This window comes from Cellulomonas sp. P4_D11, assembly GCF_056401915.1.
In genome coordinates, this window is sequence record NZ_JBFUIK010000007.1 from 1 (window position 1) to 21,059 (window position 21,059).

A 21,059-nucleotide genomic window follows, 5' to 3' on the forward strand; every position below is an offset into this window, starting at 1 on the left:
GCTCGACGCCCCAGGCCGCGGCGAGGTCGACGCGCGCGGCGGAGTCGGCGACCGGGCGACCGCCGGGCAGCAGCGACGGCAGGAGGCCGGCCTCGACGGCGGAGCGCTCCCCGACGCGGCGCGGGACCCAGGCCAGCCGGGCTCCGGTCCGCTGCGCGAGCCGCACGGCCGCGGAGAACCCGCCGGGCACACCGGCCAGGCGCTCGCCGACGAGCACGAGGGCGCCCTCGGTGCCGAGCAGCTCGGCAGCGGTCGCGAGCGCGAGATCGGTGCCGATGCCGTCGAGCACCTCGGCCTCGGTCCCCGGCGCCGCGGGCAGCAGGGTGCCCGACAGGCGCTGGAGCCCGCGGCTCTCGAGCGCGGCGATCGACAGGACCTTGGTCTTGCGGCTGACGACCGCGTTGCGCAGGCGCAGGAACGCGATGCCTGCCTCCTCCTCGACCTCGAGGCCGACGAGCAGTACGGCGGGGGCCCGGTCCAGGTCGGCGAACGTCACCTCGAGGGTGCGGCCCGCGACGTGGTGACCGAGGAAGGTCTCCTCCTCCGCCGAGTGGGGGCGGGCGCGGCCGTCGACGTCGTTGGTGCCGAGCGCGACACGGGCGAACTTGCCGTACGCGTAGGCGTCCTCGAGCGTCAGGCGCCCGCCGGGCAGCACGGCGACACCGACCGCGGTGTCCCGCGGGTCGTCGGGCTGCTGCGCGGCGCGCAGGCCCGCGGCGGCGACGTCGAGCGCCTCGATCCAGCTGGCCGGCTCGAGCTCCCCGTCGGCGTTGCGCACGAGCGGCGTGGTGATGCGGTCGGGCGCGGACTGCCAGGTGAACGCGAAGCGGTCCTTGTCGGTGATCCACTCCTGGTTGACCACCGGGTCCTCGCCGGCCAGCCGCCGCAGCACGACGCCGCGGCGGTGGTCGATGCGGATGGCCGACCCCTGCGCGTCGTGCTCGCCGATCCCGGGCGTGGAGACCAGGTCGAACGGGCGCGACCGGAACCGGTACGCCGCGCTGGTCAGCGCGCCGACCGGGCAGATCTGCACGGTGTTGCCGGAGAAGTACGAGGCGAACGGGCGGCCCGAGGTGTCCTCGGCGGCCGCGCCCAGGGGTGCCTCGCCGGCGAACCCGAGCACGGTGGTGTCGAACGTACCGATCTGCTGGTTGGCGCCGCGCTTCTGCAGGTCGATGAACACGTCGCCGGCGATCTCCTCGGAGAACCGGGTGCAGCGCTGGCACAGGATGCAGCGCTCCCGGTCGAGCAGGATCTGCGTCGAGATCGCGATCGGCTTGGGGAACGTGCGCTTGACGTCGACGAACCGGGTGCTGGCGCGGCCGTTGCTCATCGCCTGGTTCTGCAACGGGCACTCGCCGCCCTTGTCGCAGACCGGGCAGTCGAGCGGGTGGTTGACCAGCAGCAGCTCCATGACGCCGTGCTGGGCCTTGTCGGCCTCGGGCGACGTGTGCTGCGTCTTGACCTGCATGCCCGGCGTGGCCTCGAGGGTGCAGCTGGCCTGGGGCTTCGGCATCTTGGCCAGGTTGCCGTCGCGGCCGGGGGCCCACACCTCGACGAGGCACTGGCGGCACGCGCCGGCGGGGGCCAGCAGCGGGTGGTCGCAGAACCGCGGGATCTGGATGCCCAGCTGCTCGGCGGCGCGGATGACGAGGGTGCCCTTGGGCACCGCCGCCTCTATGCCGTCGACCGTGAACGTGACGAGCTCGCCGGTCGGCTCGGCCGCCTCGACCGGGGCCGCGGGGACCAGGGACGTCGTCGGCCCGGAGGACAGGATCGTCATGCGTGGACCCCCGCGAGGACGTGCTTGGGCGTGTAGGCGAACAGGCTGCTCGCCTCGGGCGGGAACAGGACGTCGGCCGGCGTGTGCGTGCCCGCCTCGAACTCCTCGCGGAAGTACTGCACCGCCGACGTGATCGGGCTGGTCGCCCCGTCGCCCAGGGCGCAGAACGCCTTGCCGAGGATGTTGTCGCACAGGTCGAGCAGCAGGTCGACGTCGGCGTGCGTGCCCTGCCCGGCCTCGATGCGCTGCAGCACCTGTGTGAGCCAGTACGTGCCCTCGCGGCACGGAGTGCACTTGCCGCAGGACTCGTGCTTGTAGAACTCGGTCCAGCGCGTGACGGCCCGGACCACGGACGTGGTCTCGTCGAAGATCTGCAGCGCGCGCGTGCCGAGCATGGAGCCCGCGGCGCCCACCGACTCGTAGTCGAGGGGGACGTCGAGGTGCTCGGCCGTGAAGATCGGCGTCGACGAGCCGCCGGGGGTCCAGAACTTCAGCTCGTGGCCCTCGCGGATGCCGCCGGCCATCTCGAGCAGCTCGCGCAGCGTGATGCCCAGGGGTGCCTCGTACTGCCCGGGCCGCGTGACGTGGCCGGACAGCGAGAACAGCCCGTGCCCGGTCGACCGCTCGGTGCCCATCGACTTGAACCAGTCCGCGCCGCCGACGACGATGCCCGGCACCGACGCGATCGACTCGACGTTGTTCACCACGGTCGGCCGCGCGTACAGGCCGGCGACGGCGGGGAACGGGGGCTTGAGCCGCGGCTGGCCGCGCAGGCCCTCGAGGGAGTCCAGCAGCGCAGTCTCCTCGCCGCAGATGTAGGCGCCGGCGCCGGCGTGCAGCGTGATCTCCAGCTCGTACCCGGAGCCCAGGACGTTCGGGCCGAGGTAGCCGGCCGCGCGGGCCTCCTCGATCGCCAGCAGCAGGCGGCGGTACACGTGCAGCACCTCGCCGCGCACATAGAGGAACGCGTGGTGGCAGCCGATCGCGTAGCTGGTGATGATCATGCCCTCGATGAGGTGCTGCGGGCTGGCCATCATGAGCGGGATGTCCTTGCAGGTCCCCGGCTCGGACTCGTCGGCGTTGACCACGAGGTAGCGCGGCCCGCCGTCGGGCGCCGGCAGGAAGCCCCACTTCATGCCCGTCGGGAAGCCCGCTCCCCCGCGCCCGCGCAGGCCCGAGTCCTTGACCATGGTGACGACGTCGGCCGGCTGCATGCCGAGCGCGCGGCGCAGGCCGCGGTACCCGCCGGCGTCCTCGTACGACGCGAGCGACCACGAGCGGTCGGCGTCCCACGTGTCCGTGAGCACCGGGGTGAGGGTCGTCGCCATCACGACTCCTTCGCGTCGTCGGTGGACTGCTTCTTCTGCTCCGCTGCCGGTGAGACGTCGGCGGGCGTGGTGGCCGGACGCTCGGCGCTCGACTGCTCGGCGCCCACCTTCGGCGCGTGCGAGCCGCCGGGAGCGGCGGTCCCGCTCCCGTCCGGGAAGTCCGGCGCCGTCCAGCCCTCGGCCCGCGCGAGCTCGAGGCCGCGCAGCGTGGGCACACCCGCGCCGACGCCCTCGTCGGCCCGCCCGTCGCCGAACCCGGCGAGCACGCGGGACATCTCCTTGAACGAGCACACGCTCGATGCGCCCCGCGTGGGGACGACCGGCTTGCCCGCGGTGAGGTCGTCGGCGAGCTGCCGGGCGCTGTCGGGCGTCTGGTTGTCGAAGAACTCCCAGTTGACCATCACGACGGGCGCGTAGTCGCAGGCCGCGTTGCACTCGACGCGCTCGAGCGTGATCACGCCGTCGTCCGTCGTCTCGTCGTGCCCGATGCCCAGGTGGTCCGAGAGGTCCTCCCAGATGGCGTCGCCGCCCATGATCGCGCAGAGCGTGTTCGTGCAGACGCCCACCGTGTAGGTGCCGTTCGGGTGCCGCTTGTACTGCGTGTAGAACGTGGCGACCGCGGACACCTCGGCCGTGCTCAGGCCCAGGTGCTGCGCGCAGAACGCGATCCCGCGGGGGCTGACGTAGCCGTCCTCGGCCTGCACCAGGTGCAGCATCGGCAGCAGCGCCGAGCGCGCCTGCGGGTAGCGCGCCACGATGACGTCCGAGTCGGCCGTGAGGCGCGCGTGGGTCTCCGCGTCGTACGCCGTCCTGTGGGTCCTGCTGGTCTCGATCGACATCAGCGGTCCACCCCTCCCAGCACCGGGTCGAGCGACGCGACGGCGACCACGACGTCGGCCACCTGCCCGCCCTCGCACATGATCGACGTGGCCTGCAGGTTGTTGAACGACGGGTCCCGGAAGTGCGCGCGGTACGGGCGCGTCCCGCCGTCGGACACCAGGTGCACGCCGAGCTCGCCGCGCGGGTGCTCGACCGTCTGGAACACCTGCCCGGCCGGCACGCGGAAGCCCTCGGTGACCAGCTTGAAGTGGTGGATCAGGGCCTCCATCGACGTGCCCATGATCTCCCGGATGTGGTCGAGCGAGTTGCCCATGCCGTCCGAGCCGATGGCCATCTGCGCAGGCCAGGCCACCTTCTTGTCCGCGACCATGACCGGTCCGGGCCCGATCTTCTGCAGGCGGTCGAGCGTCTGCTCGACGATCCGCATGGACTGGTAGCACTCCTCGAGCCGCAGCACGAGCCGCCCCCACGAGTCCGCGGACTGCGCGACCGGGACCTCGAAGTCGTACGTCTCGTAGCCGCAGTAGGGGTTGTGCTTGCGCACGTCGTACGGCAGGCCCGCGGACCGCAGCACCGGACCCGTGATGCCGAGCGCCATGCAGCCGGACAGGCCGAGGTAGCCGACGTCCTTGAGCCGCAGGTGCAGGATCGGGTTGGCCATCATGAGGTCTTCGAGCTGCTTGAAGTAGCCGCGCACCACGACGAGCGCCTCGCGGATCGTGTCGATCGCGCCGGGCGGGATGTCCTGCGCGACGCCGCCGGGGCGGATGTACGCGTGGTTCATGCGCAGGCCGGAGATCAGCTCGAAGACCTTGAGGATCTCCTCGCGGGCCGTGAACCCGACCGTCATGATCGTCGTCGCGCCCAGCTCGTTGCCGCCCGTGGCCAGGCAGACCAGGTGGGACGTGATCCGGTTGAGCTCCATCATCAGCACGCGGATGACCGTGGCCCGCTCGGGCACGTCGTCCGTGATGCCCAGCAGCTTCTCGACCGCGAGGCAGTAGGCGGCCTCCTGGAAGAGCGGCGCCACGTAGTCCATGCGCGTGCAGAAGGTCACGCCCTGGGTCCAGGTGCGGAACTCCATGTTCTTCTCGATGCCGGTGTGCAGGTAGCCGATGCCCGCGCGGGCCTCGGTCACCGTCTCGCCGTCGATCTCGAGCATGAGCCGGAGCACGCCGTGGGTCGACGGGTGCTGCGGGCCCATGTTGACGACGATCCGCTCCTCGCCGAGGCGGGCGGCCTCCTCGGCGATCTCGGACCAGTCGCCGCCGGACGCCTCGAAGGACGGGACGCCCTCGGTGTCGGCGTCGACCACATGAGGGGTCGCGTGGGGTGTCTGGGTGGTCATCGGTACGACCTCCGCTGGTCCGGGGGCGGCACGGTGGCGCCCTTGTACTCGACCGGGATGCCCCCGAGGGGGTAGTCCTTGCGCTGCGGGTGGCCCGGCCAGTCGTCGGGCATCTCGATGCGGGCCAGACCCGGGTGACCGTCGAAGATCAGCCCGAAGAAGTCGAACGTCTCGCGCTCGTGCCAGTCGTTGGCGGGGTACACCGGGACGGTCGACGGCAGGTGCGGGTCGGAATCGGGGACCGCGACCTCGAGCCGCAGCCGGCGCGAGTGGGTCACCGAGACCAGGTGGTAGACGGCGTGCAGCTCGCGGCCGGCGTCGTGCGGGTAGTGCACGCCCGAGACGCCGAGGCTCAGCTCGAACCGCAGGTCCTGGTCGTCCCGGAGCACCTGCGCGACCTCGACGATGTGCTCGCGCGCGACGTGCAGCGTGAGCTCCTCGCGGTCGACGACGACGGACTCGACCGCCGCCGCGTACGTGGTGCCGGACTCGTCGAGCACCTCGACGAGGATGTCGACGACCTCGTCGAACCAGCCGCCGTACGGCCGCTCGCTCGGGCCCGGCAGCGCGATCGCGGTGACCAGCCCGCCGTAGCCCGAGGTGTCGCCCGAGCCCGTCGCGCCGAACATGCCGCGCCGGACGTCGACCACCTCGATCTGGTGCCGCCCCTCGGCGGGGATGTTCTGCGAGCCGGCCTCGAGCGCGGCCTCGGTGGTGGGCTGCGCGGCAGTCGTCGAGTCGCCCGGCTTGGCGGCGTCGGCGGCGTCGGTCTTCTCGGTCACTTGAGCAGCCCCGTCATCTGCGACGTCGGCGTCGCGGCCAGCGCGGCGGCCTCGGCCGCGGCGGCCGCCGCCTTGCGGTTGCCGCCGAGCGGCTCGTTCTCGATCTGCTCGTGCAGCGCGAGGATCGCGTTGATGAGCATCTCGGGCCGCGGCGGGCAGCCGGGCAGGTAGATGTCGACCGGGATGATGTGGTCGACGCCCTGCACGATCGCGTAGTTGTTGAACATGCCGCCGGAGCTGGCGCAGACGCCCATCGAGAGGACCCACTTGGGCTCGCTCATCTGGTCGTAGACCTGGCGGACGACCGGCGCCATCTTCTGGCTGACGCGGCCGGCCACGATCATGAGGTCCGCCTGGCGCGGCGACGCGCGGAAGACCTCCATGCCGAATCGCGAGATGTCGAACCGGCTGGCGCCGGCGGCCATCATCTCGATCGCGCAGCAGGCGAGGCCGAACGTGACCGGCCACAGCGACGCCTTGCGGAAGTACCCGACCAGGTCCTCGACCGTGGTGAGCAGGAACCCGGACGGTGCCTCTTCGATGCCCATCTCAACACTCCTTCGGGGAACGCGGGCTGCAGGCGGTCAGTCCCACTCGAACCCGCCGCGCTTCCACTCGTAGACGAACGGCACCGTGATGATCACCAGGAAGCCGATCATCGCGACCAGGCCGAACAGGGCCAGGTCCGCGAAGCTCACGGCCCACGGGTAGAGGAAGACCACCTCGATGTCGAAGATGATGAAGGTCATCGCGACCAGGTAGTACTTGATCGGGAAGCGGCCGCCGCCGATCGCGTGCGGGGTGGGCTCGATGCCGCACTCGTACGCCTCGAGCTTGGCGCGGTTGTAGCGCTTGGGGCCGAGGATCACGCTCGAGCCGACGCCGCCGAGGGCGAGCACGGCGGCGATGCCCATGAGGAAGAGCAGCGGGACGTACGGGTTGCTCATCGAACGTCACTCCACTTCGTTGTGGTCGGGGGGATCAGGCGGCGGGGGCGATGCGGGCGAGCCCGGCGATGACCCTGTCCACCAGGTCACCGCCCTTGGGCTCGTAGCAGTCGGACAGGAGCTTGAGCACGAACTTCATGACCAGCGGTCGCGGCAGCCCGTACCGGGTGCACACCCGCATGACCTCGGGGTGCTCGATCAGCCGGACGAACACCCGGCCCAGCGTGTAGTAGCCGCCGAGATCGTCCTTCATGCGGCCCTGGTAGGTGGCGAAGGCGCGCTCGCGGCCGGCGGCGGTGCCGCGCGCGAGGCCCTGCGCGATGGCGTCGGCCGCGACCCGGCCGGCCTGCAGCCCGTACGCGATGCCCTCACCGTTGAACGGGCTGATCATCCCGGCCGAGTCGCCCGCGAGCATGAGGCCGTTGCTGTACAGCGGCCCGCGGTTGAAGCCCATCGGCAGGGCGGCGCCCTTGACCGGACCGATCTGGTTGTCCGGCGTGAACTCCCACTCGGCGGGCGCGTGGCGCATCCACGTCGCGAAGAGCTTCTTGTAGTCGACCTTCGTCGCCGCAGCCGTCGACGCGACCGACCCGAGCCCCACGTTCGCCGTGCCGTCGCCGAGCGAGAAGATCCAGCCGTAGCCCGGCATCAGGAAGCCATCGTCGTCCCGCAGCTCGAGGTGGCTCTCCATCCACGGGTCGTCGTGCCGCGGCGTCCGGAAGTACGTCCGCACCGCGACGCCCATGGGGCGGTCCATGCGCTTCTCGAGGCCCATCCCTGTGGCCAGCCGTGCGGACACCCCGTCGGCGGCGATGACGACGGGGGCGCGGTACGTGAGCGTCTCGCCGTCGACCTTCGCGTGCACGCCGACGACCCGGCCCGACCGCTCGTCGCGCACCGGTCCCGTGACGGTGGTGCGCTCCTGCAGCTTGGCGCCCGCGGCGCGCGCGTGGTCGGCCAGCGTGTGGTCCAGCGACATCCGCGACTTGGCCAGGCCGTACGAGGGGTAGCTCGACAGCTCGGGCCACGCCAGCTCGAGCCGGTGACCGCCCCCGAGCACCCGCAGACCCACGTTGCGGATCCAGCCGTCCTGCTCCCGGATGGGCAGCCCAATCCGCACCAGCTCGGCCACCGCGCGGGGGGTCAGGCCGTCGCCGCAGACCTTGTCGCGGGGGAACTCGGCCTTCTCGAGGAGCAGCACGTCCAGGCCCGCGGAGGCACAGTGGAACGCGGCTGCGGACCCCGCTGGGCCCGCGCCCACGACGATGACATCCGCGTCATCGTTCGTTGCATCCACCACCAGTGACTCCACTTGTGACGTTGTTCACGTACTACCTCGGCGAGTGTAACCAGCGCCCCAGGGGCTGTCTGCGAAGGCACTCCTTACCTCGCGGGAGCGGGTGAAGAACACGGTGTGATCTGCCGGTTGACCGCGCGATGAAACCGGGGCGGGGGACGCGGTTCGTGGCCCGGCGAAGCCCATTGTTCACCCAAGCGGGCGCATCGGGTCGGTTGTCCGGAAGCCCGCCTCAGCGGGCGCTCAGTCCTCGGCGCGGCGGGAACGGCGGCGGGCAGCCAGGAGCAGGAGCCCGACGAGGATCGCGCCGAACGACACGCCCGCCGCCCGCAGGACGTCCGCGCCCGTGTGGGCCAGCCCGCCGGACCCGGACGCGGGCGCGTGAGTGGCCGCCCCGGAGCCTGCCGGCGTGGTCGGTGTGCTCGTCGGCGGGGTGGTCGGCGGGGTCACCTCGGGCCCGACGCCGGTCTGTACGAGCGTCACCGCGTCGAGCACCGCGGCCACGCTGACACGGCTTCCCAGGTCCGCCGACGCCGCGAAGGTCACGACGAGCGGGATCCGCGCGCTGGCGCCGGGCGCCAGGTCAGGGCCGTGCCAGGTGGTGCCGCCCGGCGCCGGGGTCCCGTCGATCGTCAGGGAGAGGTCGCCCGCGAACGTCCCCGGTGTCACACCGAGGTCGTCAGCGACCTCCAGGTCCACGCGGGCGGGGTCGCTCGACGCGTTGCGCACCCACAACGCGGACGTGATCACGTCGCCCGGGACGATCGCGCGGGGAGAGGCGAACAGCGCGCCCGGCAGCGTCGCAGACCACGAGGTCCCGTCGAGGGAGAGCTGGAGCGGGTCGGCCGCCTGCGCGGCTCCGGCCGGCAGCACGCTGAGGGCGCCGGCCAGCAGTGCGGCACCGAGCAGCCTCGCAGCGCGTCTGCGCGTCATCGCGACCGCCGGCCCGCGACGGCCAGTCCGATCGCGAGCCCGGCGAGCACGACGACCACGACCACGGCGCCGGGGGCGGTCGCCCGTCGGCCGGCGCGGGGCCCGGTCGTCGAGAGCGGCGTTGCGACCCGTGCGCTCGGCGACGAGGGTGCGCGCTCGGCGACGGCCGCGCGCGGGGTCGGGTCGGGGACCCGGTCGGCGACGACGGCCGGCGCGGCGTCGGCAGGCCCCTCGGTCGCGGTCGCGGTCCGGTCGCTGCGCTTGCGCCGCAACCGGTCCCGTGCGCCGGCACCGACGAGCACGAGCCCGTAGAGGATGAGCGCGCCGGCAACGGCCTTGAGCAGCCACCCGGGCCGGTTGATGCCGACCCAGGTGTTCACGTAGCCGAGGTAGGGCACGTGGTAGGCGACGACGCCACGGACCTGGACCGCGCGGACGGGGTCGTCGTCGACGTTGTTCGCGTCGCCGCGCGTGACGAAGAGCCGCTCGCCCTCGCCCGTGAACCCGACGCCGACGACCCGGTGCGTCACCACCTCGGGCTGGTTGGAGTGGAGCTGGTACGTGACGACGTCGCCGATGTCGATGACGTCGGCCGGGACGGTGCGCGTCACGACGAGCGTCCCAGGGGGCATGGTCGGGCGCATGCTGCCCGTGAGGACGGTGAACGGCGTTGCATTGATGGCGAGCGGCACCACGATCATGACCAGCGCGACCATCACGATCGCGACGAGCGCGAACGACGACAGCCCCGCTGTGACGTGGTCGACGAGGCGCAGCGGGCGGCCCGGCGCCGGCGCGGGTCCGGTCTCGGTCTCGGTCTCGGTCCCCGTCATGAGCAGTGCAGGTCGACGTAGGTGAAGATCGCCTCGCCGTGCACCTGGACCGCTGCCGTGGCGGCGGCGGACTCCAGCTTGCCGGCGGGGTAGATCGCGATCGCCCGCACGGAGACCGTCTGCACACGCTGCCGGTCGGCCGTCGTCGTCCCGAGCTGCGTGGAGTTGACGCTGAGCGACGTCCCGGTCGTCTCGGTCGTCGATGACGGGAAGAAGAACTGCGCCCCGGCGTCGTTGGTGAACAGCACCCGGTAGCGCACGGCGCTGGCACCCGTCGGGACGGGCACGGTGTTCCAGGTGACAGTCGCCGGGTCGTTCTGGAGGTTGATCTGCGGGTTGCAGGTGACGGCGACGCCGCCGGGCGCCGCGAGCGTCGGGCCCGCCGCCGACGCGGTCGCGGAGGTCGACGCCATCCACGCCGCCCAGGCCGAGGCCGACCCCGCGAGCAGGAGGGCGACGGTGGCCGCGACGACGACGAGGACGCGCGAGCGCGCGACGCGACGGCCGGTCATCCGACCACTCCTTTCTCGTCGTCCCGCGAAGGGACCGTGCTCAGTTGGTCGGGCGGCTCTCCGCCGTCACCGGGACGGTGGCGTTGTAGACCAGCCCGGCCTGGAGCGGGTTGTTCGCCGTGAACTCCACGCAGTGCTGCGGCGTCGCCGTGCCCGCCTGGACCGTCGTCTGCGTCCAGGGCAGCGTCAGCGGCGTGCCGGTGCACGCCGACGTCGGGAAGACCCGGACGACGCCTCCGACGGTCGTCGGGCTGCCGATCGTGTAGATCCAGCGCCCGTTGCCTGTCCGGGCGACGGTCAGGACGCCCGTGCGCGCGACGCCCGGGTACAGCGCGGTGAGGTTCAGGGCCGTCGACCAGGTGGCCGTGACGCCGAACGTGCCGGACTGCACCGCGGTACCGGCACCGACCGGCGCCCCGCGCCGCCACGACGCGTAGGCCGTGGCGCTCCCCGACAGGAGGAGCGCCACGACCACGATCGCAACGAGACGGAGGCGCATGGTGTGGGACTGATCAGGGGATCTGGGTCAGGTTCAGGTTCGCCCCGGCCAGGCTGATGCTCTTGCCCATCGTGTTGGCCGCGTCCGAGCCCGCCGTACCGAGCGCCCAGGCGACCGTCGAGGTCACGGTGACGTCGAAGGTCACGTCGGCCGAGCCGGCGCCGGGGGTGACGGTGATCGTGTTGGTGCCCGAGCCAGTGATGGTCGCGGGGCTGGCGACGGTTGCGGTCAGCGTGGTCGCGGAGGTGACCGCGGCCGCGAGGTTGGTGTCGCCCGACAGCACCGGGGCGATGTCGAGCGCGCCCGTGAACTTGAGGTGGTCGCCGCGGGCGGTGACCGTGAAGACCTGGGTGCGCGTGACCGAGTCGCCGGGCACGATGCGCGAGTTGGTCGCGTCGTATGCGGGGGTCGCGCCGTTGGACCACGCCCAGACCGGCGAGCCGGTCGCGCCGGTCTTGGCCGCGATGGCGAGGGTGCCCGAGCTGACGCTCGTCCCTGCGCCGACCGGCGTGCCGACCTTCCACGCCGCCAAGGTCCCCGCGCCGCCCAGCAGCAGCGCCACACCGGCGCCAACAGCGATGGCGCCCTTCGTCGTCTTGCGCATGATCCATGCCTCCCGTAGCCGTAGCCGGCTACACCACCGGCTCAGAGGCTCTCGGCAGGTCACGGCGGGACTTGAACAACTGTCCGAGGTCTTCGCCCCACGCACTGGAGTCACGTGGGGGTTACCACCTCCGCACTTCGGAGTCCCGGAGGCGAACGAGTGCAATCCGGGCGGGCTTCTCTCACGAGACGCCCTGTCGCGCCGCTGAGCCGGACGGGTGACGTCCTAGGCGGCGGGCTTGGACCCCCGGTGCAGGGCGACGATGCCGCCCGAGAGGTTCCGGTACGCCACGTGCGCCCAGCCGGAGTGCTTGATGAGCAGGCCGAGCTCGCGCTGGTCGGGCCACTCGCGGATGGACTCGGCGAGGTAGACGTAGGCGTCCGGCTCCTTGGAGACGGCCCTCGCGACGGGCGGCAGCGCCCGCATCAGGTAGTTCTGGTACACCGCCCGGAACGGCTTGAACGTGGGCCGCGAGAACTCGCACACGACCAGCCGCCCGCCGGGCTTGGTGACGCGGAGCAGCTCGGCGAGGGCGGCGGGCACGTCGTTCACGTTGCGCAGGCCGAACGACATGGTGACCGCGTCGAACGACTCGTCGGCGAACGGCAGGTGGAGCGCGTCGCCCGCGACGAACGCGAGGTCCGGCCGGCGTCGCTTGCCCACGTCGAGCATCCCGACCGAGAGGTCGCACGCGACCACCCGGACGCCGGCGTCCGCCATGGGCTCCGACGACGTGCCCGTGCCGGCGGCGAGGTCGAGCACGGTCTCCCCGGGCTGGGCGTCGACCGCCTTGAGGGTCGCCTTGCGCCACGCACGGTCCTGACCGAGCGAGATGACGTCGTTGGTCCGGTCGTAGCGGTGGGCCACGGCGTCGAACATGGCGGCGACGTCCTGGGGGTCCTTGTCGAGGGAGGCACGGGACATGTGTCCATCGTCGCAGGTCCGCAGGGCCCGTACGACAGGGCGGACCGGTGCTCCAGGCATACGCTGGCACCGATGAGCACGCAGACCTCCGCCCCCGCGGACGCGGTCCCGCAGCCTCTCGTGGTCCGCACGGTCGCGCTGGACGCGCTCGGCGGGACGACGGATGCGTCGACCGCGGACCTCGCGAACCCTCTGGACCTGCTCGGGCTCCTGCCGTCGCAGGCCCCCCTCGCGTGGGTGCGCCGCGGTGACGGGCTCGTCGCGTGGGGCGAGACGCTCCGGATCAAGGTCGGCGGCGCCGACCGGTTCGCCGACGCCGAGCGGGCCTGGCACGACGTGCTCTCCCGGGCGATCGTCCGCGACGAGGTGCAGGCGCCCGGGACCGGTCCGGTGGCCTTCGGCTCCTTCGCTTTCGACGACACCTCCCCCGCCGGCGGCGTCGTCGTCGTGCCCCGCGTCGTGGTCGGGCGCCGCGGCGGCCGCACCTGGCTCACCACGATCACCACGGGCGCCCGGTTGCGGGCCGTACCCCAGCTCGCCGACGTCGTCGGCCCCCGTGTGCCGCCCCTCGACCCCGGCGAGGTGACCTACACCGACGGCGCCGTGAGCGCGGACGGGTGGCGCGACGTCGTCGCGAGCGGCATCGCCGCGATCAAGGCCGGCGACGTCGAGAAGGTCGTGCTCGCGCGCGACGTGCACGCTCAGTCCGAGCACCCGCTCGACGTCCGGTGGGCGCTCGAGCGGCTGGCGACGCAGTACCCGTCCTGCTGGACGTTCAGCGTCGACGGCCTGGTGGGCGCGACGCCCGAGCTGCTGGTCCGCTCCGAGAAGGGGCTGGTCACCTCGCGCGTGCTGGCGGGAACCATCCGCCGCACCGGTGACGACGCGGCCGACATGGCGCGCGCGGCCATCCTGGCCCACTCCTCCAAGGACCTCGAGGAGCACGAGTACGCGGTGAGCTCCGTGGCGCGCGCGCTCGAGCCGTTCTGCTCGTCGACCAACGTGCCCGACGTGCCGTTCGTCCTGCACCTGCCCAACGTGCTGCACCTGGCGTCGGACGTCACCGGCGTGCTGACCGCCCCGAGCGGCGACGCGGCGCACCCGTCCTCGCTGGCCCTCGCGGCGGCCCTGCACCCGACGGCCGCGGTGTGCGGTACCCCGACGGTCGCGGCGCGCGAGCTCATCCGCCGGATCGAGGGCATGGACCGCGGCCGCTATGCCGGACCCGTCGGCTGGTTCGGTGCCGACGGCGACGGCGAGTGGGGCATCGCGCTGCGCTCGGCGCAGATCGACGCGGACGACCAGCGTCGGGTGCGGCTGTTCGCCGGCTGCGGCGTCGTCGCCGCGTCCGACCCGCCGGCCGAGCTGGCGGAGTCCGAGGCCAAGCTCATCCCCATGCGGTACGCGCTCGGCCGGGACGCCAGCGGCAGCTGACGTCCCGGCCGAGGGGCCGTGCCCGGGACCGCAGGGGAGGCGGTCCGGACGGCGTGCGGTCCTGGGTGGGGACCGCGGGATGCGGCTGGTGTACGCCGCTGGTGCGAGGCCGGCGGCCGGGTTCCTCGCCGGGGGACGAGGAACCGGCGGCCGCCGGCGATCAGAGGGGCTGGATCAGCCCTGGCCGCCCTGCTGCTGCTGGAACCACTGCCACAGCTGGTCGGGGCTGAGCCCGTCGGGGATGCCCGAGGAGCCCGAGTCGCCCTGGCCCTGGTCGGAGCCGTCACCCTGCTGCGGAGCCGGCGCCTGCTGCTGGTCGGACGAGCCGTCGGAGGACGCCGTCTCCTTGCGGACCGCGAGCGTGACGTCGACGTCCGAGGCCTTGCCGTCGCGGACGACCGTGAGCGTCACCTTGGTGTCGGACGGGAGGGCCCGCACGTAGGCGGTGAGCGACTCGGCGCCGCCGACGGCCTTGCCGTCGATCGCGACGATCGTGTCCTTCTCCTGCAGCTTGGCGGCAGCGGCCGGCGAGCCGTCGCTGACCGACTGCACGACCGCGCCGCGGCGCGTGACGCCGTCGGCGGTGGCGGTCCCGTCGGACAGGGAGACACCCAGGAAGGCGTGCTCGGCCGTGCCGTCGTCGACGAGCTGCGCGGCGATGTTCTTCACCAGGTCGACCGGGATGGCGAAGCCCAGACCGATGGAGCCGGACTCGCTCGACAGCGTGGCGATCGACGAGTTGATGCCGATGACCTTGCCCTGCGCGTCGAACAGCGGGCCGCCCGAGTTGCCGGGGTTCACCGCGGCGTCGATCTGGATCGCGTTGGTGACGGTCGCCTCGCTGCTGTTCTCGCCCGAGGTGGAGACGGGGCGGTCGATGGCGGAGACGATGCCGGTGGTGACCGTGCTGGCCAGGCCGAGCGGGTTGCCGACGGCCATGACGGGCTGGCCGACGATGACCTTCGACGAGTCGCCGAACGCGGCCGGCTTGAGGTCGTCCGGCGCGTCCGTCAGCTTGATCACGGCGAGGTCGGTGGTGGCGTCGGTGCCGACGATCGTGGCCTTGAAGATGCGGCCGTCGGTCAGCGTGACCTGCACGCTGTCCGGGTCCGCGCCGGCGACGACGTGGTTGTTGGTGACGATGTGGCCGGAGTCGTCGACGATCACGCCGGAGCCCTCGGCGCCGCCACCGTTGCCGGTGCTCACCTGGATGGCGACGACCGACTGCTGGACCGCCTTGGCGACGGCCTCCCAGTTCGGGTCGTCGTTGGACGAGCCCGAGACCGGCACGGTGTCGTTGGTCGACTGGCCGATGGTGGCCAGCGAGGCCGGGTGGCTGCCCGACGCGCTGTCGTCGGACAGCGCGTGCGTCAGGCCGGCCGTGGCGACGGCGGCGAGGATCGCCGCGGCGGCGGCCGCCGACGTCACCGGGAGCCAGAGGTTCCGCTTGCGCTGGGCCGGGACGGTGCCGTGCGGCGCCGCCGGAGCCGGGGCGGCAGCGGCGTACGCGGCGGCGGGCTGGTAGGCGTTCGCCGGGTCCTGGGCGGCGGCGCGCTGGGCGGCCTCCCACTGCGCGCGGCGGACGGCCTCGTACTGCTCCTGCTGCTGCGCGTGCTGCTGGGCGGCCTGCGCCGCGGCGGCGCGCTGAGCGGCCTCGTACGCAGCACGCTGCTCCGCCGGGGCGGCGGGGTGCGGCGGCGTGAACGGGTTGGTGGGGTGCGCCGGTGCGGCGGGCAGCGGCTGGGTGTGCTGGACCGGCAGCGGCTGGGTCGGCTGGACCGGCAGCGGCTGGGTCGTGTGCGTCTGGGGGTGCTGGTCGGCAGCGGGCGGCTGGTTGCCCGCGCCGTTCTCAGGTGTGGTGGTCATCTTGTGGTGCCCTCCTTGGTCGTGGACCATCACACCGGTCCGCGCTGGAGGGAGCCTTCGCAGAACCTGGGAATTGGCTGCGAGTTTCGGATGGACTTCGCGTGCCCTGGTCAGCCGGGCAGCACCGCGGCGACGGCGGCGGCCACCTCGTCGGCGATCCGCTCGCCGAGCGCGCGCCGGCCGGCCCGGTCGACCCGGACCTCCACGACGCTCAGGCCCGGTCCCGGCGCGGCCAGCGCGGGCAGCAGCCCGTCGACGTCGCTGACGCGCGTGTGCCGGACGCCGTAGCCGGCGCACAGCGCGGCGAGATCGGCGCCGTGGGGCGTGCCGAAGACCCGCTCGAAGACGTCGGAGCGCGCGGGCTCCCCCGGTTCGAGCGTCGCGAAGATGGAGCCGCCGTCGTCGTTCGCCACGACCAGCTGGAGGTGCGCGACCGCTTCCAGCGGGCCGCGGAGCAGGCCGCCGACGTCGTGCAGGAACGTGAGGTCGCCCAGCAGCGCGCGCACCCGGCGGTCCGGGAGGCCGAGCGCGGCACCGACCGCGGTGGAGACCAGGCCGTCGATCCCCGCGAGGCCCCGGTTGGCCAGCACCAGCGGCGGGGCGTCCCACCGGGCCACCAGGTCGAGGTCGCGGACGGGGTTCGAGGAGCCGACGACGAGCGCGTCGGCGGCGGTGCTGACCTGCGCGACGGCCCGGGCGAGCGCCGGACCGGTCACGCGGGTGCCGCTGCGCGACCGGCGACCGCGGTCGAGCCCGTCGAGGACCGCGTCGATCGCCGCGCCGGCCGCCTTGTCGGCGGTCCGCCACGTGTCGAGCCAGCCGGCGGGCGCGGGCATCCGGCCCTGCCGCATCCGCGCGGGCACCTCGAGCAGCACGTCGTCGGCGTTGCGGGCGGCGTCGGGCCAGTCGGCGCCGCGCGGGGCCACCACGACGACCTCGACGTCGTCGCGCGCCAGGAGTCGCTGCACCGGACGGGACAGGGTCGGGCGGCCGAGCACGACGACCCGACGGACGGCGCCGCCGAGCAGCGGGTGCGCGAGCAGCAGGCGGTAGGCAGCGATCGCGTGGGAGCCGCCGCGCGCACCGGAGGAGGGCTCGGCCAGCAGGGGCCACCCGTTCGCCTCGGCGAGGCGCCGCGCGCCCGGCCCGGCGCCGTCCCCGGCGACGAGCACGGTGGGGACCCCTCCGCGGCGGGTGACGGGCGCGGCCTCGACGACGGCGGGGATCGCGCCCGTGACGGGCCGGGACTGCACGTGCGTGAGCCCGGCGGTCGACGGCTCGGGCCACGGCGCGGCGCCCGGCACCAGGGGCTCGCGGAACGCGACGTCGAGGTGCACGGGCCCGGGGTCGCCGGTCCGGGCTCCGGTGGCCGCGGCGACGGCGCGGGAGAGGGTCCGACGCAGGCCGCGCGCCTCGTCCGGCAGGCCGACCGGCGCCGGCACGTCGACGGTGAGGCGCACGGCCCCGGCGAAGATCCCGACCTGGTCGGTGGTCTGGTTGGCGCCCGTGCCGCGCAGCTCGTGCGGGCGGTCGGCCGTGAGCAGCAGGAGCGGGAGCCCGCTGTGGTGCGCCTCGAGCACCGCCGGGTGGAGGTTGGCCACGGCCGTGCCCGAGGTGGTCACGACCGCCACGGGGCGCGGCGCCACCGCCTGCCCGTCCGGGCCGACGGCGGAGGCGCGCACGAGCCCGAGCGCGAGGAAGGCGGCCGACCGCTCGTCGATCCGCACGTGCAGGCGCAGGCCCGGGGCTCCCGCGGGACGCTCCGCGTCGGGCCGGGCGGCGTCCGCGAGCGCGTACGCGAGCGGCGCGCTGCGAGAGCCCGGTGCGAGTACGACGTCCTCGACGCCCAGAGCCGCGAGCGACTGGACGATCACGCGGGCGGCGGCCGTCGCCGGGTCGGTTCCGGGAGCGGGCGGCGTCGTCACGCCCGCCATCATGCCCGAGACCGGACGGCCTCGACGCGCGTCCGCCACCGCCCGACGAGCTCGTCCGACCCGGCGGCGGCGGCCAGCAGGCCGGGGTCGGGTTCGGTGCGGCGGACGTCGAGCGCTCCGTCCACCGGCAGGAACGGGTTGCGCACCAGGTCGGCCGTGAACAGCTGCGCGGTGGCCAGGCCGCAGGCGTACGGCAGCTCCGGCAGCGCGGCCGCGAGCGCGACCCCGGCCGCGAGCCCGACCGAGGACTCGAGCGCCGACGACACGACGACGGGCAGCCCGATCCGCTCGGCGAGCTCGAGGCACGCGCGCACGCCCCCGAGGGGCTGGACCTTGAGCACGACGACGTCGGCGGCGTGCGCGCGAGCGACGGCCAGCGGGTCCTCCGCGCGGCGGATCGACTCGTCGGCCGCGATCGGCACGTGCGTGCGACGGCGCACGGCCGAGAGGTCCTCGACGCCCGGCACCGGCTGCTCGGCGTACTCGAGGCCGCCGGCCGCGCGGTCGAGCAGCGCGAGCCGGGTCACGGCCGTGTCGACGTCCCACGCGGCGTTGGCGTCGACGCGGATCGCACCGTCGGCACCGAGCGCGTCGCGGACCGCCTCGAGGCGGGCGACCTCGTCGGCCACGGACTGGCCGCGCTCCGCGACCTTGACCTTCGCCGTGCGGCAGCCGCCCGACTCCCGGACGATCCGGTGCGCGGTCTCGGCGTCGACCGCGGGGACCGTGACGTTGACCGGGATGCGTGTCCGCACCGGCGCCGGCCAGCCCTCGTCGGCCGCCTCGCGCGCGGCCCGCCACCACGCGGTGGACTCCGCGGCGTCGTAGTCCCAGAACGGGCTGAACTCGCCCCAGCCGGCGTCGCCACGCAGCAGCACGCCGTCGCGGACGGTCAGCCCGCGGAACCGGGTGCGGAGCGGGAGCGACCAGACGTGCAGGTCAGCGGGGGTACTCGGCACCCCGCCAGCCTACGTCCGGGCGCGCCCGGACCACGCCGCGACCAGCAGGGCGACGGCCGTGGGCCGCACCGCTCGACCCTCGGTCAGGGCCGTGACCACCGCGCCGTCGACCAGCGCGATCGTGACCGGTGCGGAGGTCGGCGCACCGACGCGCGCCACGAGCTGGCCGACGACGTCGTCGACCACCGCGCGCCCCGCCGCGAAGGCGGTCGCGAGCGCGTCGTCGCGACCCGCGCCGAGCAGGTTCTCGTAGTGGCTGCGCACCTGGGCGTCGTCCCCGGGCGGCAGGACGGCGTCCGCGAGGAGCCGCGCGGCCGCCTGCGGATCGGCGGCCGCGGTCCCCTGCGCGCTCGCGAGCGCCGCCCGCGCGTGCTCCGCCCAGGCGTCGACCAGCGCGCCACCGGCGGCCGCCGCGATCTCGTCGAGCGAGGCGAAGTAGTACGTCGTCGCCGAGACCGACGCTCCCGCCTCGTGCGCCACGCGGCGGTGCGTGAGCGCGGCGGGGCCCTCGCGCAGCACGAGCGCGGCGGCCGCCCGGGCCAGGGCGGCCTTGCGCCGGGCACCCTTGGCGCTGACGCCGGGCTGGGTCATCCGTGGGCCGTCGACGACAGGTTGAGGCCGACGACGCCGGCGACGATGAGCACGAGCGACACGATCTTCAGCACGGAGACCGTCTCGTGGAACAGGACGACGGCGAGCACGGCGGTCAGTGCCGCGCCGATGCCGACCCACACGCCGTACGCGACCCCGACGGGCAAGGACTTGAGCGCCCAGCTGAGGCCGCCCAGCGAGGCGACCGCGAAGACGACGAACGCCACGCTCGGCCAGAGCTTGGTGAACCCGTCGGAGGCCTTGAGGCTGAGCGCCCAGCCGGCCTCGAGCATGCCGGACAGGATGAGGACGATCCAGGCCATGGTGGTGCACCTCTTTCAGCGCCGACCCGGCGCTCCGTGCGCGCCGGGTGGCAGACCCCGCCGTCGCGCGCACGTTTCTGGTACAAGCGTACCAGAGTGGCCGGGCGCCGTTAGGCTGCGGCCGTGACCCCTGAGCTGCCGGCCCCCGTCTCCGACACCTTCGACCCGACCCGCTGGCGCACGGTCGACGGGTTCGACGACCTCACCGACCTCACGTACCACCGCGGGTTCGCGCGGCCGACCGCCGCGCAGGAGACCGCGGGGGCGGCCCCTCGCGACCTGCCCGTGGTCCGCGTCGCGTTCGACCGGCCCGAGGTCCGCAACGCGTTCCGACCGCACACCGTCGACGAGCTCTACCGCGTGCTCGACCACGCGCGCACCACCTCGGACGTGGGCACCGTGCTGCTCACCGGCAACGGCCCCAGCCCCAAGGACGGCGTCTGGGCCTTCTGCTCGGGCGGCGACCAGCGCATCCGCGGCCGCTCCGGGTACCAGTACGCGTCGGGCGACACCGCCGACGACGTCGACCCGGCCCGCGCGGGACGTCTGCACATTCTCGAGGTGCAGCGGCTGATCCGGACCATGCCGAAGGTCGTCGTCGCGCTGGTCAACGGCTGGGCGGCCGGGGGCGGGCACTCCCTGCACGTCGTCGCGGACCTCTCGATCGCCAGCCGCGAGCACGCGCGGTTCATGCAGACCGACGCCAACGTGGGCTCGTTCGACGGCGGATACGGCTCGGCGCTGCTGGCCCGGCAGGTCGGGCAGAAGCGGGCCCGGGAGATCTTCTTCCTCGCCCGCGAGTACTCGGCCGAGCAGGCGCTCGCGTGGGGCGCGGTCAACGACGTGGTGGACCACGCGCAGATCGAGGAGGCGGGGCTCGAGTACGCCCGGATCATCGCGACCAAGTCGCCGCAGGCCGTCCGCATGCTCAAGTTCGCGTTCAACCTGGCGGACGACGGCCTGGCGGGTCAGCAGGTGTTCGCCGGCGAGGCGACGCGGCTGGCCTACATGACCGACGAGGCGGTGGAGGGGCGCGACGCGTTCCTCGAGCGCCGGGAGCCCGACTGGTCGGGCTTCCCGTACGCGTACTAGCCGGGTCAGCGGCCGGCGAGCGCCCAGCCGGCGAGGTCGACGATCGCGCCGATGACGCCGGCGGCGCCGACGAGCAGCGCGACGAGGACCACGCCGGCGGCGACGACCGCGCCGAGCGACCGGACGTCGTGCTCGACGGCTTCGGTGGGGTGGGGGTGGTGGGTGAGAGCGGCCATGCGTCGAGCCTCGCCCCGCAGGACCCGGCCGGGCATCGGCCGACGGGACCTCGT

22 protein-coding genes are annotated in these 21,059 nt (G+C 73.7%); 2 read left to right on the forward strand and 20 right to left on the reverse strand.

From position 1 onward, the window contains the following. From AC1DT4_RS06160 to AC1DT4_RS06225, 14 genes are all read right to left on the reverse strand, one after another. Positions 1-1,783: NADH-quinone oxidoreductase subunit G (locus AC1DT4_RS06160; protein ID WP_477088894.1), on the reverse strand; the 1,783-nt coding region annotated here is incomplete at its 3' end. Continuing rightward, positions 1,780-3,111: an NADH-quinone oxidoreductase subunit NuoF gene (nuoF, locus tag AC1DT4_RS06165; protein ID WP_477088895.1), complete on the reverse strand. Its 1,332-nt coding sequence runs from the start codon at positions 3,109-3,111 to the stop codon at positions 1,780-1,782. The genes nuoF and AC1DT4_RS06160, both read right to left, overlap by 4 nt. Next, complete coding sequence (gene nuoE / locus AC1DT4_RS06170) at positions 3,111-3,950, reverse strand: NADH-quinone oxidoreductase subunit NuoE (protein ID WP_477088896.1); 840 nt, start codon at positions 3,948-3,950, stop codon at positions 3,111-3,113. The genes nuoF and nuoE overlap by 1 nt, the downstream gene beginning before the upstream one ends. After that, positions 3,950-5,299 (reverse strand): NADH-quinone oxidoreductase subunit D, encoded by a 1,350-nt coding sequence (locus AC1DT4_RS06175; RefSeq protein WP_477088897.1) that lies wholly within the window; start codon positions 5,297-5,299, stop codon positions 3,950-3,952. Before AC1DT4_RS06175 ends, nuoE begins: the two co-directional genes overlap by 1 nt. Then, a complete protein-coding gene (locus tag AC1DT4_RS06180; RefSeq protein WP_477088898.1) occupies positions 5,296-6,081 on the reverse strand; it encodes an NADH-quinone oxidoreductase subunit C in 786 nt (261 codons plus the stop codon). The genes AC1DT4_RS06175 and AC1DT4_RS06180 overlap by 4 nt, the downstream gene beginning before the upstream one ends. Next, positions 6,078-6,629, reverse strand: coding sequence for a NuoB/complex I 20 kDa subunit family protein (locus AC1DT4_RS06185; RefSeq protein ID WP_421743496.1), 552 nt, complete (start codon positions 6,627-6,629; stop codon positions 6,078-6,080). The genes AC1DT4_RS06180 and AC1DT4_RS06185 overlap by 4 nt, the downstream gene beginning before the upstream one ends. A gap of 36 nt (positions 6,630-6,665) precedes the next feature. Then, complete coding sequence (locus tag AC1DT4_RS06190) at positions 6,666-7,028, reverse strand: NADH-quinone oxidoreductase subunit A (protein ID WP_370503697.1); 363 nt, start codon at positions 7,026-7,028, stop codon at positions 6,666-6,668. 34 nt (positions 7,029-7,062) lie between these two features. After that, the gene (locus AC1DT4_RS06195; protein WP_477088899.1) at positions 7,063-8,328 is read right to left on the reverse strand and encodes a geranylgeranyl reductase family protein; all 1,266 of its coding nucleotides are present in this window, start codon (positions 8,326-8,328) and stop codon (positions 7,063-7,065) included. Between the two features lie 240 nt (positions 8,329-8,568). Continuing rightward, positions 8,569-9,258: a hypothetical protein gene (locus AC1DT4_RS06200; RefSeq protein ID WP_477088900.1), complete on the reverse strand. Its 690-nt coding sequence runs from the start codon at positions 9,256-9,258 to the stop codon at positions 8,569-8,571. After that, positions 9,255-10,091, reverse strand: coding sequence for a signal peptidase I (locus AC1DT4_RS06205; RefSeq protein WP_477088901.1), 837 nt, complete (start codon positions 10,089-10,091; stop codon positions 9,255-9,257). Before AC1DT4_RS06205 ends, AC1DT4_RS06200 begins: the two co-directional genes overlap by 4 nt. Continuing rightward, the gene (locus AC1DT4_RS06210; protein ID WP_477088902.1) at positions 10,088-10,603 is read right to left on the reverse strand and encodes a hypothetical protein; all 516 of its coding nucleotides are present in this window, start codon (positions 10,601-10,603) and stop codon (positions 10,088-10,090) included. Before AC1DT4_RS06210 ends, AC1DT4_RS06205 begins: the two co-directional genes overlap by 4 nt. A 40-nt stretch (positions 10,604-10,643) precedes the next feature. Beyond that, entirely contained in the window at positions 10,644-11,072 is a 429-nt protein-coding gene (locus AC1DT4_RS06215; protein ID WP_477088903.1) for a hypothetical protein, read from the reverse strand. 43 nt (positions 11,073-11,115) lie between these two features. Then, on the reverse strand, positions 11,116-11,706 hold the full coding sequence (locus AC1DT4_RS06220; protein WP_477088904.1) for an alternate-type signal peptide domain-containing protein: 591 nt from the start codon (positions 11,704-11,706) through the stop codon (positions 11,116-11,118). A 225-nt stretch (positions 11,707-11,931) separates the two neighbouring features. After that, on the reverse strand, positions 11,932-12,630 hold the full coding sequence (locus tag AC1DT4_RS06225) for a demethylmenaquinone methyltransferase (RefSeq protein WP_477088905.1): 699 nt from the start codon (positions 12,628-12,630) through the stop codon (positions 11,932-11,934). 72 nt (positions 12,631-12,702) lie between these two features. Between AC1DT4_RS06225 and AC1DT4_RS06230 the strand changes: the two genes are divergently transcribed. Then, positions 12,703-14,064: an isochorismate synthase gene (locus AC1DT4_RS06230; protein ID WP_477088906.1), complete on the forward strand. Its 1,362-nt coding sequence runs from the start codon at positions 12,703-12,705 to the stop codon at positions 14,062-14,064. Positions 14,065-14,238: 174 nt separating this feature from the next. Here AC1DT4_RS06230 and AC1DT4_RS06235 read toward each other — a convergent pair whose 3' ends face one another. The 5 genes from AC1DT4_RS06235 to AC1DT4_RS06255 all read right to left on the reverse strand — a co-directional run bounded on the left by AC1DT4_RS06235 (position 14,239) and on the right by AC1DT4_RS06255 (position 19,737). Next, complete coding sequence (locus AC1DT4_RS06235; protein ID WP_477088907.1) at positions 14,239-15,930, reverse strand: trypsin-like peptidase domain-containing protein; 1,692 nt, start codon at positions 15,928-15,930, stop codon at positions 14,239-14,241. 110 nt (positions 15,931-16,040) lie between these two features. Beyond that, positions 16,041-17,864: a 2-succinyl-5-enolpyruvyl-6-hydroxy-3-cyclohexene-1-carboxylic-acid synthase gene (menD, locus tag AC1DT4_RS06240; RefSeq protein WP_477089019.1), complete on the reverse strand. Its 1,824-nt coding sequence runs from the start codon at positions 17,862-17,864 to the stop codon at positions 16,041-16,043. Further along, positions 17,864-18,823: an o-succinylbenzoate synthase gene (locus AC1DT4_RS06245; protein WP_477088908.1), complete on the reverse strand. Its 960-nt coding sequence runs from the start codon at positions 18,821-18,823 to the stop codon at positions 17,864-17,866. The genes menD and AC1DT4_RS06245 overlap by 1 nt, the downstream gene beginning before the upstream one ends. A 9-nt stretch (positions 18,824-18,832) precedes the next feature. Beyond that, positions 18,833-19,414, reverse strand: coding sequence for a TetR/AcrR family transcriptional regulator (locus AC1DT4_RS06250; RefSeq protein ID WP_477088909.1), 582 nt, complete (start codon positions 19,412-19,414; stop codon positions 18,833-18,835). Continuing rightward, positions 19,411-19,737, reverse strand: a complete 327-nt coding sequence (locus AC1DT4_RS06255) for a DMT family transporter (RefSeq protein WP_477088910.1) — start codon at positions 19,735-19,737, stop codon at positions 19,411-19,413. The genes AC1DT4_RS06250 and AC1DT4_RS06255 overlap by 4 nt, the downstream gene beginning before the upstream one ends. Positions 19,738-19,860: 123 nt before the next feature. On the opposite strand from AC1DT4_RS06255, the gene AC1DT4_RS06260 reads away from it, so the two are divergent. Beyond that, entirely contained in the window at positions 19,861-20,829 is a 969-nt protein-coding gene (locus AC1DT4_RS06260; RefSeq protein WP_477088911.1) for a 1,4-dihydroxy-2-naphthoyl-CoA synthase, read from the forward strand. Between the two features lie 5 nt (positions 20,830-20,834). On the opposite strand, the gene AC1DT4_RS06265 is transcribed toward AC1DT4_RS06260, so the two are convergent. Then, positions 20,835-21,005: a hypothetical protein gene (locus AC1DT4_RS06265; protein WP_477088912.1), complete on the reverse strand. Its 171-nt coding sequence runs from the start codon at positions 21,003-21,005 to the stop codon at positions 20,835-20,837. Positions 21,006-21,059: the final 54 nt, after the last annotated feature.

Excerpts from the sequence above, each read along its gene's own strand:
- AC1DT4_RS06235 (WP_477088907.1), bottom strand. The coding sequence starts at position 15,930 with ATGACCACCACACCTGAGAACGGCGCGGGCAACCAGCCGCCCGCTGCC.
- nuoE (WP_477088896.1), bottom strand. The coding sequence starts at position 3,950 with ATGTCGATCGAGACCAGCAGGACCCACAGGACGGCGTACGACGCGGAG.
- AC1DT4_RS06265 (WP_477088912.1), bottom strand. The coding sequence starts at position 21,005 with ATGGCCGCTCTCACCCACCACCCCCACCCCACCGAAGCCGTCGAGCAC.
- nuoF (WP_477088895.1), bottom strand. The coding sequence starts at position 3,111 with ATGGCGACGACCCTCACCCCGGTGCTCACGGACACGTGGGACGCCGAC.
- AC1DT4_RS06225 (WP_477088905.1), bottom strand. The coding sequence starts at position 12,630 with ATGTCCCGTGCCTCCCTCGACAAGGACCCCCAGGACGTCGCCGCCATG.
- AC1DT4_RS06185 (WP_421743496.1), bottom strand. The coding sequence starts at position 6,629 with ATGGGCATCGAAGAGGCACCGTCCGGGTTCCTGCTCACCACGGTCGAG.
- AC1DT4_RS06255 (WP_477088910.1), bottom strand. The coding sequence starts at position 19,737 with ATGGCCTGGATCGTCCTCATCCTGTCCGGCATGCTCGAGGCCGGCTGG.
- AC1DT4_RS06175 (WP_477088897.1), bottom strand. The coding sequence starts at position 5,299 with ATGACCACCCAGACACCCCACGCGACCCCTCATGTGGTCGACGCCGAC.
- AC1DT4_RS06205 (WP_477088901.1), bottom strand. The coding sequence starts at position 10,091 with ATGACGGGGACCGAGACCGAGACCGAGACCGGACCCGCGCCGGCGCCG.
- AC1DT4_RS06190 (WP_370503697.1), bottom strand. The coding sequence starts at position 7,028 with ATGAGCAACCCGTACGTCCCGCTGCTCTTCCTCATGGGCATCGCCGCC.
- AC1DT4_RS06210 (WP_477088902.1), bottom strand. The coding sequence starts at position 10,603 with ATGACCGGCCGTCGCGTCGCGCGCTCGCGCGTCCTCGTCGTCGTCGCG.
- AC1DT4_RS06220 (WP_477088904.1), bottom strand. The coding sequence starts at position 11,706 with ATGCGCAAGACGACGAAGGGCGCCATCGCTGTTGGCGCCGGTGTGGCG.
- AC1DT4_RS06230 (WP_477088906.1), top strand. The coding sequence starts at position 12,703 with ATGAGCACGCAGACCTCCGCCCCCGCGGACGCGGTCCCGCAGCCTCTC.
- menD (WP_477089019.1), bottom strand. The coding sequence starts at position 17,864 with ATGGCGGGCGTGACGACGCCGCCCGCTCCCGGAACCGACCCGGCGACG.
- AC1DT4_RS06250 (WP_477088909.1), bottom strand. The coding sequence starts at position 19,414 with ATGACCCAGCCCGGCGTCAGCGCCAAGGGTGCCCGGCGCAAGGCCGCC.
- AC1DT4_RS06200 (WP_477088900.1), bottom strand. The coding sequence starts at position 9,258 with ATGACGCGCAGACGCGCTGCGAGGCTGCTCGGTGCCGCACTGCTGGCC.